The organism is Paraburkholderia xenovorans LB400, assembly GCF_000013645.1.
GTDB classification, from domain to species: Bacteria; Pseudomonadota; Gammaproteobacteria; order Burkholderiales; family Burkholderiaceae; genus Paraburkholderia; species Paraburkholderia xenovorans.
Genome location: NC_007951.1, coordinates 2,100,886 through 2,118,193 on the forward strand (window position 1 = coordinate 2,100,886; position 17,308 = coordinate 2,118,193).

The following is a 17,308-nucleotide window of genomic DNA, read 5'->3' on the forward strand; positions in this document are numbered from 1 at the left end:
GGGAGGCGCGCAGTGCTATTTTCAACTTATCAACAAGAAGCGGAAAAGACGGATCAGACGGATCAGACGGATCAGACGGATCAGACGGATCAGACGGAAGCGCGGAATGCTGACACGATGACCGGCATCATGGTTCCTTTGCTTGGCCTCGCCGGGGAGACAGGAACGCTGCTCACGGAATACAAGAAGTATCTAAGAGATGGAGCGGCATACAGAATCTTCAATGAAAAAATCGCAGAAGAGCTTGGAGACATCCTTTGGTATGTGTCGACCATTGCTACGAAGCAGGGGCTCGATCTCGAGTCGATCGCCCGGAGCAACCTTGCCAAGGTTTCTGATCGGTGGCATGAACACAGCAGTCCGCTATTTGGTCCCAAACTGTTCGACGATGGACGAGAAGAAAGCGAACAGTTTCCCCGACGCTTCGACGTGGTTGTGAATACGGTAGTTGATGACGACGGCAAGGAGCGCGTCCTGCTGACCTTGAATGGGGAGCCGCTGGGTGATCCGCTTCGGGATAATACGTACGAGGATGACGGATATCGACTGCATGACGTTTTCCATCTGTCGTACGTTGCGGTCCTAGGGTGGTCTCCGGTCATGCGCAAACTGTTTGGAAAGAAGCGAAAGACGGATCCGTTGCTTGACGAGAACGAGGACGGGGGGCGCGCCCAGGTCATTGATGAGGCGATTTCGGCGCTGGTGTTCGAGGAGGCCAGAAAAACTTCTTTCTTCGCAAATGTTCAGGCGCTGGATTATGAGTTGCTGCGCACGATTAAGGGATTGACGACAAGGCTCGAGGTTGGCCGGTGCTCGGGGAAACAATGGGAGGTCGCAATACTGAGTGGTTTCGAGGTCTGGCGTGCTTTGCGCAATCGACGGAGCGGTACCATCTGTTGCGACCTCATCGCCGGAACGATCAAACTGATCTGACAGGTATGGTGGCATCGCAAGCGATGTCTAGCGATTGCTGCCATTATGGGGATGGCCCCGCGAATCTTCGCTTTATGGAATCCTGTGATAGACCCACCGTCAGTGGGAACGCTGGACCTGGGGAAACCACAAGGCTCATTCGGAGCAACTCAACTTGGAATGTGCCTTGGTAGTACCGAATGCTTCTCGCTACCTTCGACGACCGACAGTGGCGTCGAGGCATTGAAGAAGAAGATCATAAGGGCCCCGTCTGATCCGGTCGAAGCCCTTTACGACCCCGTGGATCCAAGTTTGCCCCGGGTTGCCGAACTTGGACAACCTGATCGAGTAGTTTCCCTTTTCTTCGTCGCCAGTTCCGTCGTTTGCAATTTCGATCGTGCCTAGGTGGCGACGTCGCGACACGTCGCCACCGGGCAGAAGTTCAATCGTGACGCGGATCATTTTGTGTGCCGTTCAGTTGTATCATCGCGAGAGTCTAGCGAAGTAAGACAGGAATGTCATCTGCCGGCAGCTGTAGACCGAGGTGGATTTATTGATCATCTGATGTTGTCTGCGGAGCGCTGATAAGTGCAGACTGAGCTTTTCGATTTCGTGACAACCTGAGCTTCATGAAAGCTGCGCAGACAAAGGGCCTCATCAGCGTGCGCCCGATCTCCGATGTGGAAAAGAAGATCTAAGGAATAAACAGGCTGCCCATGCGATTGAGTCGGATCGTTATCAAGAACTTCAGAAACTTCAAGCACTTCGATGTCCGGTTGGGTGAGCATGCCGTTGTTCTCGGCGAGAACAAGGTCGGCAAGACCAATCTCCTGTTCGCGCTGCGACTGATCCTTGATCCCGCGCTTCCCGATTCATCGCGCAGACTGCGTATTGATGACTTCTGGGATGGACTGGCGCGCCCGCTGAAGGCGGAGGACGTCATCGAGGTGTCCGTCGAATTTCGGGACTTCGAAAACAACGAGAATCTGCTTGCAGTATTGGCGGACCATTTGGTGCGGCCAGATCCGATGGTGGCGCGCGTCACGTATCGCTATCAGCCGGTGCAGGGGCTCGAAGGAGCGCCGCGGAGCGAGGCGGACTATGAGTTCATTCTCTTCGGTGGAGGTCGGATCGAAAACGCGATCGGTTATGAACTGAGGCGATGGATGCCGATGGATTTGTTCCCGGCCCTACGCGACGCCGAGTCGGACCTCGCGCGCTGGTCGAGATCACCACTTCGACCGCTGTTGGACCGTGCAGCAAAGACGGTAGATGCGAAAGCGCTCAGCGCGATCGCTGGCGAGGTCCATGCAACAACCTCGAAGATTGCGGCGCTCCCTGAGCTGTCCGATGTGGTGAGTCAAGTCAACGATCAGCTCACTGTCATGGTTGGGGATAAGCACGCAGTTAAAACAGCCTTGGGGTTCGCACCGACCGAACCGGAGCGCTTGCTGCGCGCATTACAAATGATGATCGATAGCGGAAAGCGCGGCGTGGCCGAGGCCAGCCTCGGTTCCGCCAATGTGCTTTATCTTGCCCTGAAGCATCTTGAGCACCAGTACTTGGTAGATGAAGGGGAACGTCAACACACCTTCTTAGCCATAGAAGAGCCTGAGGCTCATCTGCATCCGCACCTCCAACGGCTCATTTACCGAAACTACCTGCAGACGCGCGACGAGGTTCAGGCCGATACAGAGCCACGCAGCATTCTTCTCACAACGCACTCACCCAACGTAGCAAGTGTGGCGCCGCTCGCCAACGTGGTTGTCCTACGCCATGTTGTCGATGCAGGACATACCGTTGGGCGTTCTCTCAAGGGAGTCAAGCTCAATACCAGCGATCGCGAGGATCTGGAGCGCTACATTGACGTCACGCGCGGCGAGCTTTTTTTCTCGAAGGGTGTCATCCTGGTTGAGGGCGATGCGGAGAAGTTCCTATTGCCCACGCTGGCCAAGCTGAATGACAAGGCTTTGGATTTCGATGCTATGGGTATCTCCGTCTGTTCCATTGCTGGAACCAACTTTGCGCCCTATGTTCAATTGTTGGGCCAGAAAGGACTTGATATTCCGTTTGTGGTGCTGACGGATTTCGATCCCAAGAATCAAGCGGTGAGCCAGGAGGACGCAGACCCTGACGACAATGGTGTGGGAAACAGCTATGGCAAAAATCGTGTCGTTAATCAGATCATGCGTCATCTTCTGGACGAGGAAGTCTGGGACAAGAGCAGCTATGGAGAGGTTCTCGAGCTCGCGCCGAAGCATGGCATCTTCCTGAACGAGTTCACGTTCGAGATTGATCTCTTTAAGGCGGGGGCTGAGGATTATTTTCATACAGCGATCGGTTCGCTAACCACCAACAAGAAAATGCATGCGCGCTTTAAGGGCATGTCCGCAGACCCCGACTCGCTCGATCCCTCGCAGTTCCTCAAGGACATCGATTCCATCGGTAAAGGAAGAGTGGCACAGCGCCTTGCAGCGGTCCTCGTGGAGGAGAGCGTCGATGTATGCCCAACGTACATAAAGAAGGCTCTGAAGTATTTGAAAGCCAAACTGGCATGAGTACCTCGACACCTCTCTATCTCAAAGCTGCGGAAGATTTGCGCGAGAATGAAGATCAATGGTGCGCCTACCAGGCGACGGGGAACTGTGTCATTTTGGCAGGCCCTGGCAGTGGTAAGACGAAGACGATCACCATTAAGATCGCCCGACTTCTTGCTGAGGACGTCCGCAGACCGCGCCGCGTCGCGTGCATCACCTACAGCAATGCTTGCGTCGGTGAACTGCGATCACGGCTTACGAGACTCGGCGTGGGCGACAGCGATCGTCTCGTGCTTTCCACTGTTCACTCTTTTTGCCTGACGGAGTTGGTGTTCCCTTATGCCAAGATGGCGGGGCTCCAAATGCCGGATCCACTGGTTGTGGCTTCACCAGCACAGGCAAGAGCGCTTTTCAGCGATGCCTATCGTGCGCAGTTGGGCGGGAACGCACCGGCGTGGTTCCGCATGGCCTGCGACAGGCTACGGCGCACGATTCTGGACCGAGGAAGTGACGAATGGCGAGCGGGGTCGGCCCGGGAAACGATGGTAGTCGAGGCCTACGAAAATTTGCTTCTACAAAACGGCCTGATCGACTTCGACGGATTGGTCCTCGCCGGCCTGCAGCTTGTTGAGAAGAACGAGTGGGTCCGGCATGCTATTCGGGCCAAGTATCCCGTGGTCGTGATCGACGAATATCAGGATCTCGGCGTGCCCCTGCACCGCATCGTGTTGGCGCTCCTTCAAGCGGGAGTTCGGATCATCGCTGTGGGTGATCCTGACCAGTCCATTTACGGGTTCACCGGTGCAAAGCCAGACCTGTTGACAGCGTTGGCTGGTCTCCAGCAGATGGAGTCCGTTACGCTCAAGTTGAATTACCGGTGCGCCGATAGAATCATCGCTGCCTCCAGGGCGCTCTTGCCCGAGCCAGCGGAGTTCCGTTCCCATGATGGCCGGTCCGGCGAAATCCATATTCACCGTTTGGAGTGCAGCATTCGCGAGCAGGCGGACTATGCGCTCGGTACGCTGGTGCCAGCGTTGCTCGAGGCGAATCCGTCGTGGGCGCCGGGAGATATAGCGGTGTTATACCGCACGCTTAATGAGGGCGCGCCGATTGCGGAGGCGGCAGATGCTCTTGGTCTGCAATACTTCCGTCTTGACAACGGCTCACCCATCAAGCGCACACGCGTGACCGAGTGGCTCACGGATGCGGCACGATGGTGTTCCGGGGGATGGCAGACCGGGGAAATCTCGCTCTCCCAACTCCTCAAAGCATGGCGACGGATGTACCGCTCGGTCACGCACGAGTCCGAGTTGCTGGCTACACGGAAGCGCTTGATTTCGGCACTGTTCTCGCTTCGGGATAGTGCGCTCCCTTTACGCCGATGGCTCTTGGCATTGCGTCGCGACGTGCTGGATGAATTACTTGAACAAGAGCCTGGACTTGCCGATGAGAAAGACAACCTTGAAGAACTGACAGCGGCCGCGGGGGCAGGCGGCCCCCTGCGGGCATTCACGGTGGAGATCTTCGGGAATCAGGGTAAGATGCCGCGCGTCAAACAAGATGAGAGCAGCGCGTCAATCTGGATGAGAGTACTGGCGTTGCGGCAGCGGTGGAGGGCGTAGCCCGGAACCGCTGCCGCAACGCCGCGCCGAGGAGTCCGCCCCGCTGCCGGGGTGCCTTGTCGGTGGTCGCGGTAAATCGGGTATGAACAGCTCTTCCATGTAGCGAAGGGAGGCTGAGTTGCCCGGCCGACACATCAACGACCATCAGATGAGGCTCTACATGAAGTACAGACTCAAGGAAGGACCAGCTCAAGCGGCTGCGCGCGCCGGGTTCAGCGCCGCCACGGGTTATCGCATCGATCGGGACCGGCGACTGCCATCGCAGAAGAAGGCCCCGCGCGGGCGTCGCCGGGCCGATCCCCTCGTCGCGATCTTTGACACCGAGATCGTGCCGCTGCTCCAGTCCGCCCCCGGCATCCGGCCGATAGCCGTACTCGACGAGATGCTTCGGCGCCATCCCGAGCTCCCGGGCAACGTGCGTCGCACTCTCGAGCGGCGTATTCGCGACTGGCGCGCCCTTCATGGCGAGGAACGTGACGTCATGTTCCGTCAGGTACACCAGCCCGGTCAGCTAGGCTTGTCCGACTTCACCGAGATGGACAGCCTGGGCATCACCGTGGCGGGTATCGCGCTGGACCACCGCCTCTATCACTTCCGGCTGGCCTGCTCGGGCTTTGAGCACGCTCACGTCATTCTCGGCGGCGAGAGCTATGTCGCGCTGGCCGAAGGGCTTCAGAACGCCATCTGGGCACTCGGAGGCGCACCGCGCGAGCACCGCAGCGACAGCCTGTCGGCGGCGTTCCGCAATCTCGATGCCGACGCGCGCGAGGATTTGACCACGCGTTATGATGCGCTGTGCGCTCACTACGGCATGCAGCCCACACGCAACAACCGTGGCGTTGCCCACGAGAACGGCTCCATCGAGAGCCCTCATGGGCACCTCAAGAACGCAGTGCGTGATGCGTTGCTTCTGCGCGGCAGTCACGACTTCGACGATCTCGATTCCTATCGCCGCTTCATCGACGAGATCGTCGGTCGAATCAACGCGCGTAATGGCAAACGCATTGAGGCCGAGCGTGCACTGCTTCAGCCGCTTCCGGTCCAGCGTACGTGCGACTACGAGGAAACGCGCGTGTACGTCACGACCACCTGCGGCTTCGTCCTGCGCAAGGTGTTCTATACCGTCCCGTCACGACTGATAGGCCATCACCTGCGCGTGCGGCTGTATGACGACCGCCTGGAGCTGTTCCTGGGCGGCACGGCCCTGATGACACTGCAGCGCGGCCGTGCGGGCCCCAATGGCAAGCACGGCCACGTCATCAACTACCGGCACGTCATCCACGCGCTGCGCCGCAAGCCCATGGCGCTGCTCAACCTGGTCTATCGCGATCAGATCTTTCCGCGCGAGGCCTATCGCCTGACCTTCGATCGCCTGCTCGAGCAGCTCCCGGAGCGTCAGGCATGCAGGACCATGGTTGAACTGCTTAGCCTGGCCCACGAGCACAACTGCGAAGCGCAACTGGCCCAGGCACTGCAGCAGTGTCTGGGCGATGGACGGTTACCCGACCTGGACACACTGTGTTCGCGTTTCGAAGCGAAGCGCACGAACAGCATGCCGGAGGTGAACGTCCAGCTGGCACCGCTGAGCGACTACGAAGCCCTGCTTGACATGGCAACGGAGGTGACGGCATGAGTCTCGACATCGACGCCACCCGCCTGTCGCTGCTGCTCAACGATTTGCGGCTGCCCGCCATCAAGCAGATCTGGTCCAGCTTTGCCGAGCGATCCGACACGGAAGGCTGGCCGGCAGCGCGCCTGCTGATGGCGCTGGCCGAACACGAGATCGCCGAGCGCGATCGACGCCGGGTCGAACGTCACCTCAGGGACGCAAAGCTGCTGCCGGGCAAGACGCTGGAGAACTTCGATTTCGACGCGGTGCCGATGGTGTCCCGCGCGCACGTCTCGGCGCTTTGCGCTGGCGACGGCTGGCTGCGTAACGGCACCAACCTGATTCTTCTGGGACCGAGTGGCGGTGGCAAGTCGCACTTGTCGTCGGCCATCGGACTGAGTCTGCTGGAGAAGGGCTGGAAGGTCCTGTTTGCGCGTACCACCGACCTCGTGCAGCGGTTGCAGGTCGCGCGCCGCGAACTCGCTCTGGAGTCCGCCATCAACCGGCTGGATCGCTTCGATTTGGTCATCCTGGACGATTTCGCCTATGTCAGCAAGGATCAGGCCGAGACGTCGGTCCTGTTCGAGCTCATCAGCGCCAGATATGAACGCCGTTCTCTTTGCATAACAGCAAATCAACCGTTCGGCGAATGGGACAAGGTCTTCCCCGACCGGGCCATGACGGTGGCCGCCGTCGACCGGCTGGTCCATCACTCGACCATCTTTGAGCTGAACGTCGAAAGCTACCGTCGCCGTACGGCCCTGCAGCGCAAGCAGCAGGAACCGGGACGCCCGGCCAGTCGCGCGACACCAAAGAACGTTGGCGTGCCACCGACACAGGAGGATCAGCACGGCATTGACCTCACCAACTGACCCGCTGTCTCATCCTGATTGACGCGCGGCTCGCAGGTAAAGCTAGCCGGCGTCAATCAACCCATCACCTTCCACGCCACCCCATTCTCATCCTGATTGTCGCGCAGCCAGAATACCTGCGGCGTCACACATTACACAGCAATCCTCAACGACGGAAGGCTTCAGCTTGATTGTCGCGCGACACCCGCTCGCCCGCGTCAATCAACACCGCGCGTCAATCAACAAACGCTTGCCAGCGTCAATCAACATCGGCATCATCATTCCTGCCGCGACATTCTCAACTTGATTGTCGCGCGTCTCTCATCCAGATTGTCGCGCCACAGTAAGAGCCCCGACCAGATAAATCTGATGACGCTGCATAGCTCGAAAGGATTGGAGTTCCAAGCTGTCATCATGGTAGGGCTGGAGAACGGAGTGTTCCCCAGTGGCTTCGACAGGACCGACGAGCAGCTGGAAGAGGCGGCTCGTCTGTTCTATGTAGGCGTGACGCGCGCCAAGACACAGATTCACCTGACCTATGATTCAGATGAGTCGCCGTTGATTACGTCCATAAGGGAGGCGGCCTAGTTGAATCGACTTTCAAAGTCCGACCGGTGATCGGCCCAGCCACGACCATATGTGGCTACAGTAAGCGATCAAAGAGAGGCGGGGCAGTGTTGGACTACTTCAACGGCAGAGAATGGCTGACCTTGCTGTGCCGATGCGGCGACTTCAATTAATAGCGAAGCGCCGAATCAGCCTTCCACAAACCTCGCTGGGATTTCGTTGAAAATTGCCGGACGTATCCGAAGAGACAAACTGAGATTTCAAGTATGCCAAGACCTGAGATTGACCTTCGGCGAGACGATTTTCTCCTCGGGGATTTCCGAAATCTGGATAGGCTAGCAAAGGTCGAACATCCGGGTAGAGATGAAGTCAGACTCCATGCTGCGACAATACGGAGGCTCCTGCTGGACGGAGAGTTAGGAGCTGCTGCCGGTCGGCGAGGGTTGCCGCTCAAATTTGCGGTTCCCGATTCCCAGCCGCTTGTTCGGTCAGCGCGTGAGGGGCATGTTGGTCAGTTTTGCTTGATGGGAATGTCTGGGTATGGAAATCTTACGGCGTATATGTCACCAGGTCCTGGCGGCTACGACTCCATTGCCGAGGAGTTCGATCCGAACAACGTTGTCCGTCTCAATTTGGCGAAATTCCTCGGCCAACAGGTGGCATTCTGTACCGGTGTGTTTCTTACGCGGCATGACGTGATCGCTTATGTAGCAAACAAGGTTGCCGGTGTTCACTACGACACCTCTACGACGGGGCGTCTTGACGAAGCCAAGATGCGTGCCCTCGGTGAGTTGATGGACCGCTTTCACATTCGCGCGGAAGGGGGATCGCTACTCTTGTACTCAGGTCCGCGCACTGCCAAAACCGAACCGACAGGCTTCAGATACGAGCCTGACTCTATCGGCGGAGTGTTCTTGGAGCTTCTCGCGTGTGTCACGTACATTTTGGAGAGTGAATGCGTCCTCGTGCTCAGACGGAGCATCGAGCGAGACCTCTTGCGACACTGACATGCTGATTTGTCGTGTGGCATAGTGCGAGCAGTGTTACAACGGGCGGGGAGCGATGGACACCCTGCGGGATGGCTCGTCGACCGCCGTAAATTCGCAAATGCACGATACCTGTAGCGAGACACTGAACGCACGGGTTCGTTAGCGTGACGCGTTTGTATCCGTTTTTCCATATCATTCCGCCTACCCGTGGGGGCAAGGTTTGGGGTAAGAGGGCACCCCCTCATTGAGTAATTCCCTGTGGGGCGGCCCCCAGGGGTACTATGCAATTCCGACCTGGATCTGGCTCTGTGAATTGAGGCGTCGGCGCCCGCAGGCTTTAATCGGACCGCATTGGAAAATGCTTTGCGGTATCGATGACGGTATTGCCAACAACAATGGTCTCGAGGTACTTCATCTTTGGGACTGCTTTAACAGGGTTGGTAGTGGATATCCGATGGGGTCCGCGGAGCCGCGGCAAGTACCGGAGGTATTTTTCGGTATCCTTGGCGGTATCGTCGATATTTGAACTAGCTGCTTCCCTGTCCAGATAAGGTTGCAGCCATCGGGTTGACAATCGAGTGGGTATGGCTCAGGTTTGCTTGGTTGATCCTGCGGGGGGCGTCCCGGATTTTGTGTAAACGGGTTTTGGTTTAGCCCTGAGCCATGCGGTCTTCGAACTGAATGGTGAACCGGTTTAAGGCTGCTTTCCAGTCTCTGATCGGCATCGTCCATTTCTTGCTGATGTTGTTCAATGCCAGTTAGAACAGTTTGGTGACGGCTTCGTCGGTCGGAAACGAACTACGCGTTTTGATCACTTTGCGCAGGCTCATGTTGATCGATTCGATCGCGTTGGTAACCGGCATGATATAGCCGGTGCCTCACGGTCCCGCGCCGTGCATTTCTGGCGTATGGTGTGACCATCCGGGACAAGGGGCACCGGGGAGCACTTCGGGTGGGCAGGCCGTTGTTATACGATGAGCCGCGAGCTCGTGTTAGTAGTTGGCCGCCCCTGCGACCCGCCCGGTTGCGCTGCGAGCGCGAATCCGTAGTTGTCGTGCTGTCCCACCGGCTCCCAACATTCATCTGAATGGGAGAACGGTTATGCGAATCGTAGGACTGGATGTTTCGCGCTCCGTGGCCGAGATCGCGTATCTGGAGGACGGCGTGCTGCATGCTGGTGGCCGTGCCGGGCTCAGACGCGACGAACTGGAGCGCTTTGCCGCAAGCCTGCGCAGCACCGATCATGTGGTGCTCGAAGCGACGGGCAATACCGCCGCCATCGTCAACGTACTGCGCCCTCGCGTCGCGCGTGTCGCAATTGCGAATCCACTGCTGGTACGGCTCATCGCCGAGGCACGCGTCAAGACGGACAAGATTGATGCGGCAGTGCTGGCCCAACTGTACGCAAGCCATTTCCTGCCGGAAGTCTGGATGCCCGACGAGAGCACCCTGGCGCTACGCCGACAGGTCTCGCGCCGGTCACAACTCGTGCGGCAACGCACGAGGCTGAAGAACGAAGTTCATGCGGTGCTGGCTGCGCATCTGATCGAGCGGTGCCCCGCTACTGATCTGTTCGGCAGGAAGGGACGCGTATGGCTCACGGCACAACCGCTGCCGATGGACGAGCGTCTGGGCGTCGAGCAACGCTTGCGGGAGCTGGACCGTCTTGGGGAGGATCTGCACGAGGTCGACAAGGCCCTGGCGCAAGCCAGTATCGGCGACGAGCGGTTGCGCAGGCTGCTGACCATCACCGGCGTCAATGCCACTGTGGCAATCGGCCTGCTGTCGGCAATCGGCGCCGTTGAACGGTTTCCCAATCCGGAGAAGCTGGTGAGCTACTTCGGGCTGAACCCGTCGGTCTATCAGTCGGGCCCAACGCCCGCCAGGCACGGTCACATCACCAAGCGGGGACGTTCGTACGCGCGAGGATTGCTCGTCGAGGCAGCCTGGGGCGCAGCACAGGCGCCCGGCCCTCTGCGCGCTTTCTTCCTGCGCGTACGCGACCGTCGCGGCCAGCAGGTCGCCATTGTCGCGACGGCACGCAAACTGGCGGTCATCGTGTGGTACGTGCTCACGCGCAATGAGCCGTTCGCCTGGGATCGTCCAGCCCTGACCGCACACAAGCTGCGCGCCCTGGAGTTGCAGTCCGGCATGCCGGCACAACATGGCTCGCGCAAAGGATCGGCTGCCGCTTACAGCCTGAAGAGCGTACGCGACCAGGAACGGGCCATAGCCGAGCAGGCCGAGCGCACCTATCAACGCCTGTTCTCACGATGGAAGCAGACGCGTCCCAACAAACGCGAGGTACCACTGGTGTGGCCGGGAACGCCGACCTCATAAAAATATCAAGCAGGGGCTTGTCGATTTCATCCGTCGTATAAATCACCTTGCGGATCTCCGGCGGGTAGTCGAAGAACGGTATCACCCGAGCCCAGTTGCGCCGCCAGCTTTGACCGACTGACGGGTAGTCCTTGTCCCATTTGGCCTCGAAGGCGTTCAGCATCTGCTCGGCCACCTCGACGGTCGATGAGGTGTAAATCGTCTTCAGATCGGCGGCCACTTCGCGCTGCAGTTTCCACGACACGAAGTTCAGGCTGTTGCGCACCATATGCACGATACACAACTGCACAGCCGCCTTCGGATAGACCGCTTCAATCGCTTCTGGAAAGCCCTTGAGCCCGTCCACACAGGCAATAAAGATGTCCTGCACGCCGCGCGTCTTCAGCTCGGTGACCACCTGTAGCCAGAACTTGGCGCCCTCGGTCTGGGCGATCCACAGCCCCAGGACTTCCTTGTGTCCGTCCATGTTCACGCCGATTGAGGTAGGCTGAAGAAGGTGGAGATCAATGTTTCGTAGAATGAGCGAAACGGAGATCAAATGAATCGTAAGCGCGCGATCTAGCACACCGAGTTCATAGGGGTGCATGGAGGTTGACGTGCCAGGCGGCGGCGCATCGATCGGCAAGGCGACCAGATCAAGCTCAACGAGCGGCGGTGGTCAGTTTTGCAAGGTGGAACGGCAAGAGGTCGGTCACGTCAGCATCCGGTTCGCGCTTCGGTAGTTCGGTGAGTACGTGCACGAGGTAGGCGTAGGGTTCGACGTTGCAAGCCCTGCAGGTCAGCATAAGACTGTAGATCATGGCGCTTGCCTTCGCGCCGGCAACCGTGTCACTGAACAGCCATGAATTTCTGCCGGTACAGAATGGACGGATGTCTCGCTCGATGACGTTATTGTCGATGGGGGCCAGCCCGTCGCTCACGTAGCGACACAGATACGTCCACTGGTTTCGCGTGTATGAGATTGCCTTGCCCAGCAGACTTTCTGGCAGGACTTGCGGTGCCTGGTCGTCCAGCCACTTTCTGAATGCTTCGAGTAGTGGCACGCTGTGTTGCTGACGCAGGCGGTATGTGTAGTCAGCGCGCGTCTCGCCTTCGGGCAGATCGGCTTTGGTGAGCGTTTCGACCTGATACAGCGCCTTGAAGTATTCCAGCGCCTGCGCGGCACGGCCACCGGGTTTCTTCATGCCCTTGAGCGCTTCAACGAAGGCGCGACGGGCGTGAGCCAGGCAGCCGAAGTGCGTGGGGCCTTCGAGTGTGCGCCAGGCGGCATAGCCATCCGTCATCAGCAGGCCTTGATAGCCCGCGAGGAACGCTTGAGGATATTCCTGCCCGCGCCCCGGCTGGTAGTCGAACAGCACAACCGGCTGCGTGCTGCCGTCGGCACTGCGATATGTCCACATATACGAGGTGCTCTGCGCAGCACGGCCGGGTTCCTTGAGTACCTGCACCGTTGTCTCGTCACCGTGAATCAGCGGTTGCGACAGCAGTGTCCTGTGTAGAGCCTCATAGAGCCGGCTATAGTGCAGCTCGGCGGGCCGGATGATCCAGTTGGCCAGTGTGCCGCGTCCAACTTCAATGTCGGCGCGCCCCAATGCGTTGGCCATCCGGTATAGCGGTGTTCCGTCGACATACTTGCCGGCAGTCACGGTGGCGATCATCGCCGCACTCGCGTTGCTGCCCGGCAATGGCTGCGCCGGCATCGGTGAGGTGATCACCGGCGTGCGTTCGGCGTGGCGCTCGCAGTGCCGGCACGCGTACTTGAAACGTACATGCTGCAGCACCGAGGCCTTCGCCTCGATATGCAGCTGTTCGCTGATCTCTTCACCCATACGGTGAAGCTCGTGTGCGCAGCACGGACATATCTTCTGGTCATCAGGCAGGTCGTATTCGATGCGCTGACGTGGCAGATGGGCCGGTAGCGGTTTGCGCCCAGGACTGCGCCGTGGCGGTTGCGGCGCATCGGGCAGGCCAGTATCGGGCAGTGTGAAGGTGTCGGCAGCGACGTCCGCGTCATGCGCTTCGGTCGCAGCGATCTGCTCAGCCTCGTCGAACACACGATCGCGTAGCCTCTCACTGCTCGGGGCGAAACGTTGGCTCTGCGCCAGGCGGAACTGCTCCTCTAGTTGGGCAATACGTTCGCCCAGCTGCTGGTTGCGTGACTCCAGTTCACGGATATAGGCCTGGGCGGCGGGCGGCAATCGGGAGAAGTCGTCTTCATTCATGCTCCCAGGATAGTCGAATGCCGCGCGCTACAGGTTTACGGAGATTTGTAACAGTCCCTCGCGCGCGTTGCTGGCCGGCAGGCCGGTCATTAGCTGGCGTGGCGGTACCGCCGCGCCGGATGACGGCACATTGCCTCGATGTCGATACCCTCGAGCAGCCAGCGTAGCTGCTCGGTCGTCAGTTCGATCACCGCCTGTTGCCGACGCGGCCAGATGAAGTGATCTTCTTCCAGACGCCGCAACATCAGCCAGAAACCGTTGCGCTCGTAAAGTAGCAGCTTGATCCGGTTGCGTCTGCGGTTGTGGAAGGCGTACACGGCACGCGCAAACGGGTCCAGTTGCATGGATTGCTCGACCAGCGTCACCAGACTGTTGATGCCTGCCCGGAAGTCGATTGGCTCGCGGTGCAGGAACACCTTCAAATCAGCTTCGAAGCGAAACATCAGCGCCGTCCCAGTGCCGCGATCATGGCGCTCACGAGCGCGGCGTCGCGTTCCGAGCATTCGAGCTCAAGCTTTACGCCATTGGGCAACTGGGCCGACAGCCATGCTGACGCTGGTGAGCGCGAAGACAGATGCGATGACCGCTGTTCTGGCTGCATGCGCACAGAATGCATCGACGCAGGCGCCGGCGCCGTATCGGCGATGGCGACGACCGGCACGAACGCCGACGGTGAAGCGGCCATGCCGTCGTTGCTCATGCGCGTTTGCGCCTGCCGATGCAGCCGAACCCATTTACGCAGTTGATTGGCGTTCACCCCGGCCTTCAACGCCAGACCGGACAATGACGCACCGGGCTGCTCGCAGGCCTCGACCAGCCGCCGCTTGCCTAGAGGATCGAAGCTGCGCTTGCCACCCACGCCAACGCGGGTCACCCGCAGGGGCAAAAATGAAAGGTCATCCTGGGTCATAAATTGCGTCCGCAAGTTGTGAGTTGCGGACGCAATCGTGGATCTTGCTGGACTCAAAAGCTAGGTGGGGAAAATTTCGCGCTTACAATGAATCGAGTACCGAAGGGCACCTACACGAAGGAATTTCGCGAGCAGGCGGTGAGGCTCGTGGTTGTTGACGGGCTCACGCAGCGCGAAGCGGCCAGCCGTTTATCTTTGTCGGTAAAGACACTGGGTGCCTGGGTTGTTGCTGAGCGTAAAGGTACGTTGGCCAAAGTCGGTGAGACGCAAAAGCCGCAAAGCGAGCTCGAAGCGGAGTTGGCGCGGGTGAAGCGAGAGCTTGCAACAGTCACGATGGAGCGGGACGTTCTAAAAAAAGCGACGGTCTATTTCGCGAAGGAGTCGCGGTGAAATACGACCGGATCGAAGCAATGCGACATGACTATCCGATCGCAGTGCTATGTCGGGTGTTCGAGGTGGGAGCCAGTAGCTATTACGCTTGGCGTCGACGTGCTGAGTCGCCACGTGCACAGGAGAACGCACGGCTTGAAGTCCAAATTGCTGCAGCCCATGAACGAACCCGGCACACTTATGGACGCGAGCGGCTGCAAGCCGATTTGCGAGATCACGGCGTGCGCGTTGGTCTCCATCGCATCAGGCGCATTCGCTCCAAACTGGGACTTCGTTGCAAGCAGAAGCGCAAGTTCAGAAATACAACGGATTCCAAGCACGATCTGCCAGTCGCTCCGAATTTGCTAGAACGCAATTTTGACATGAGCGCGCCGAACCAGACTTGGGTAAGTGATATCACTTACTTATGGACCGACGAGGGCTGGTTGTATCTTGCTGGCATCAAGGACCTGTTTAACGGCGAATTGGTCGGCTACGCCATGAGCGAACGGATGACTCGCAGCCTGGTGATGCAAGCGCTTTTCAGCGCGGTGTCGCTCAAACGACCACAGGCGGGACTGGTTGTTCATTCCGATCGCGGCGCGCAATACTGCTCACGCGACTATCGCGATCTCACAAAGCAGTTCGGCATGACCATATCGATGAGCCGCAAGGGCGATTGCTACGACAACGCACCAATGGAAAGTTTCTGGGGGTCGCTCAAAAACGAACTCGTGCATCACTGCCGGTTCGCGACACGCGCTGAGGCTCGACAGGCCGTCACAGAATACATCGAGATATTTTACAACCGGCAGCGAAAGCAGGCCCGTCTTGGCTATCTGTCTCCTGCCGCCTTCACCCAACGATTTTACAAGATGCAACTCGCAGCCTAGGCCATTGCTCTCCACGATTGACGACCGACCTCAGATCGCCAGATAGACGGCCTTGGTCCGTACCGCCCCGCTGTCACGCACTTTGACGTGGATGCAGTCCAGATAAATGATCGGGTACAGCGCATCCAGCGGGCGACCTTGCCACAGCTTCACCTCCTCACTCACCGCGTCCGTTACAGCCGAGATGAGCGCGGGTGAGACCTCCGTACCATACATTTCTTCCAGATGGCTGACGTTGCCCGCGAATTTCGGATCCCTTAGCTGAGTGAGATTATGCCACCCGTTGGTTCTGGGCAGCGTACCAGTCCCGCTCGAACTGCATCGGACTGACGTAGCCCAACGTCGAGTGCAAGCGCGAATGATTGTAGAAGCTCAACCAGTCGATTACCTCGTCCATCGCTTCCCGACGCGTTGCAAAGCGCTGGCCAAGGATGCGTGCTCGCTTGAGCGATCCCCACAAGCTCTCGGTCGGCGCGTTGTCCCAACAATTTCCTCGACGGCTCATCGAGCTGCGCATGCCGTAGCCCTTAAGCAGGTCCTGGAAGTCACGACTGCAATACTGGCTACCGCGGTCGCTATGGACGATCAGGCCCGCTTCCGGCCGGCGGCGAAACCACGCCATACGCAGCGCGTCAGACACCAGCTCCGTGCGCATGTGCGGCTGCATCGACCAGCCCACCACCTGACGGCTGAACAGGTCGAGGATGACGGTCAGAAACAGCCAACCCTCGTCCGTCCAGATGTACGTGATGTCCGTAGTCCAGACCTGATCTGGACGCGCGGGAGAGAAGTCTCGTTGCAGCAGGTCCGGCGCGACCGGCAGGCTGTGGTTGCTGTCGGTCGTGACCTTGAACCGGCGTTTGGTCTTCGCCCTGATGCCGTGCAGCTTCATGAGCTGTTGGACACGATCCTTGCTGACGCGAATGCCCTGGGCCAGCAACTTCTTCCACACGCGCGGCCAGCCGTACTCGCCTTTGGATTCAGCGTGCACGGCCTTGATGTGCACCAGCAGAGCGTCGTTGCTGATGCGTCGGCGCGCTCGGTCAGTATCGACATCCCGCGCCTTGCGCGCGTGGTAACCGCTGGGGCTGACACCCAGCACCTGGCAGGTCAGGGACACCGGCCATTGTCGGCTGTGAAGCTCGATCCAGGCGTACTTCATGCCGACACCTTTGCAAAGTACGCCGTGGCTTTTTCCAATATGTCGCGCTCCATTTTCACGCGTGCCAACTCCGCGCGCAGCCGGGCAATCTCCATCTGTTCAGGAGAAACCTGTTTGCCTGCGCCGTTCAGCTTCCCAGCGGCATCGGCCTTAACCCAGTTGTGCAGCGTCTTCGGGCTGATACCCAGTATCTTCGCCACCGCCGCCATGCTCTGGCCGCCGCGGACCATGCGCACGGCTTCCAGCATGAATTCCCGCGTATATCGGGCTCTCGGATTACCCATCTTTCCTTCCTCCTTGCGTGAGTTTTACACACTCAGCAAGG

Annotated in this window: 14 protein-coding genes and 3 pseudogenes; 9 read left to right on the forward strand and 8 right to left on the reverse strand. The window is 58.9% G+C overall.

Features of this window, described 5'->3' with window-relative positions; translation table 11 throughout:
• Positions 1 to 12 precede the first annotated feature (12 nt).
• On the forward strand, positions 13 to 933 hold the full coding sequence (locus BXE_RS09315; protein WP_011488080.1) for a nucleoside triphosphate pyrophosphohydrolase family protein: 921 nt from the start codon (positions 13 to 15) through the stop codon (positions 931 to 933).
• 536 nt (positions 934 to 1,469) lie between these two features.
• Here the strand turns inward: BXE_RS09315 and BXE_RS46475 are convergent.
• The gene (locus BXE_RS46475; protein ID WP_167540865.1) at positions 1,470 to 1,700 is read right to left on the reverse strand and encodes a hypothetical protein; all 231 of its coding nucleotides are present in this window, start codon (positions 1,698 to 1,700) and stop codon (positions 1,470 to 1,472) included.
• Between BXE_RS46475 and BXE_RS09325 the strand changes: the two genes are divergently transcribed.
• The 6 genes from BXE_RS09325 (at position 1,689) to BXE_RS09350 (ending at position 9,105) form a co-directional block, all read left to right on the forward strand.
• Entirely contained in the window at positions 1,689 to 3,470 is a 1,782-nt protein-coding gene (locus BXE_RS09325) for an ATP-dependent nuclease (RefSeq protein ID WP_233518789.1), read from the forward strand. The genes BXE_RS46475 and BXE_RS09325 overlap by 12 nt on opposite strands.
• Positions 3,416 to 5,071, forward strand: a complete 1,656-nt coding sequence (locus BXE_RS09330) for a UvrD-helicase domain-containing protein (protein ID WP_199577082.1) — start codon at positions 3,416 to 3,418, stop codon at positions 5,069 to 5,071. The genes BXE_RS09325 and BXE_RS09330 overlap by 55 nt, the downstream gene beginning before the upstream one ends.
• 148 nt (positions 5,072 to 5,219) lie before the next feature.
• The gene (gene istA, locus BXE_RS09335) at positions 5,220 to 6,704 is read left to right on the forward strand and encodes an IS21 family transposase (protein WP_038456258.1); all 1,485 of its coding nucleotides are present in this window, start codon (positions 5,220 to 5,222) and stop codon (positions 6,702 to 6,704) included.
• Positions 6,701 to 7,552: an IS21-like element helper ATPase IstB gene (istB, locus tag BXE_RS09340; protein WP_011487036.1), complete on the forward strand. Its 852-nt coding sequence runs from the start codon at positions 6,701 to 6,703 to the stop codon at positions 7,550 to 7,552. The genes istA and istB overlap by 4 nt, the downstream gene beginning before the upstream one ends.
• Before the next feature lie 96 nt (positions 7,553 to 7,648).
• Positions 7,649 to 8,119 carry a 3'-5' exonuclease gene (locus BXE_RS44135; RefSeq protein WP_081435507.1) on the forward strand — a complete coding sequence of 157 codons (471 nt, stop codon included), beginning with the start codon at positions 7,649 to 7,651 and terminating at the stop codon, positions 8,117 to 8,119.
• 539 nt (positions 8,120 to 8,658) lie between these two features.
• Positions 8,659 to 9,105, forward strand: a complete 447-nt coding sequence (locus tag BXE_RS09350) for a hypothetical protein (protein ID WP_038456309.1) — start codon at positions 8,659 to 8,661, stop codon at positions 9,103 to 9,105.
• Positions 9,106 to 9,737: 632 nt separating this feature from the next.
• On the opposite strand, the pseudogene BXE_RS44140 reads toward BXE_RS09350, so the two are convergent.
• Positions 9,738 to 9,953: pseudogene (locus BXE_RS44140) on the reverse strand (transposase); the annotation flags it as partial.
• A 235-nt stretch (positions 9,954 to 10,188) separates the two neighbouring features.
• Here BXE_RS44140 and BXE_RS09360 point away from each other — a divergent pair.
• Positions 10,189 to 11,427 (forward strand): IS110 family transposase, encoded by a 1,239-nt coding sequence (locus BXE_RS09360; protein ID WP_011488086.1) that lies wholly within the window; start codon positions 10,189 to 10,191, stop codon positions 11,425 to 11,427.
• A gap of 21 nt (positions 11,428 to 11,448) precedes the next feature.
• Here BXE_RS09360 and BXE_RS44145 read toward each other — a convergent pair.
• The 4 genes and pseudogenes from BXE_RS44145 to tnpA all read right to left on the reverse strand — a co-directional run.
• A pseudogene (locus BXE_RS44145) lies at positions 11,449 to 11,896 on the reverse strand (transposase); the annotation flags it as partial.
• A 172-nt stretch (positions 11,897 to 12,068) separates the two neighbouring features.
• Positions 12,069 to 13,649: an IS66 family transposase gene (gene tnpC, locus BXE_RS09365; RefSeq protein ID WP_011487049.1), complete on the reverse strand. Its 1,581-nt coding sequence runs from the start codon at positions 13,647 to 13,649 to the stop codon at positions 12,069 to 12,071.
• A gap of 89 nt (positions 13,650 to 13,738) precedes the next feature.
• Entirely contained in the window at positions 13,739 to 14,092 is a 354-nt protein-coding gene (gene tnpB / locus BXE_RS09370) for an IS66 family insertion sequence element accessory protein TnpB (RefSeq protein WP_011487048.1), read from the reverse strand.
• Positions 14,092 to 14,559: an IS66-like element accessory protein TnpA gene (gene tnpA, locus BXE_RS09375; RefSeq protein WP_011490266.1), complete on the reverse strand. Its 468-nt coding sequence runs from the start codon at positions 14,557 to 14,559 to the stop codon at positions 14,092 to 14,094. Before tnpA ends, tnpB begins: the two co-directional genes overlap by 1 nt.
• A gap of 87 nt (positions 14,560 to 14,646) precedes the next feature.
• Between tnpA and BXE_RS44150 the strand changes: the two genes are divergently transcribed.
• Positions 14,647 to 15,821, forward strand: a protein-coding gene (locus tag BXE_RS44150) for an IS3 family transposase (protein WP_085953587.1) whose coding sequence is annotated in 2 segments (ribosomal slippage) — positions 14,647 to 14,920 and positions 14,920 to 15,821 — 1,176 coding nt in all. Because the reading frame shifts where the segments join, the coding sequence is not laid out codon by codon here.
• Between the two features lie 33 nt (positions 15,822 to 15,854).
• Here BXE_RS44150 and BXE_RS09390 read toward each other — a convergent pair.
• Together BXE_RS09390 and BXE_RS09395 are read right to left on the reverse strand one after the other, a co-directional pair.
• A pseudogene (locus tag BXE_RS09390) lies at positions 15,855 to 16,052 on the reverse strand (transposase); the annotation flags it as partial.
• Between the two features lie 40 nt (positions 16,053 to 16,092).
• Positions 16,093 to 17,267 (reverse strand): IS3-like element ISBxe1 family transposase gene (locus tag BXE_RS09395; protein WP_085953580.1). Its coding sequence is split into 2 segments (ribosomal slippage): positions 16,093 to 17,012 and positions 17,012 to 17,267, totalling 1,176 coding nucleotides; the frame shifts between segments, so codons are not numbered across the junction.
• Between the last annotated feature and the right edge of the window lie 41 nt (positions 17,268 to 17,308).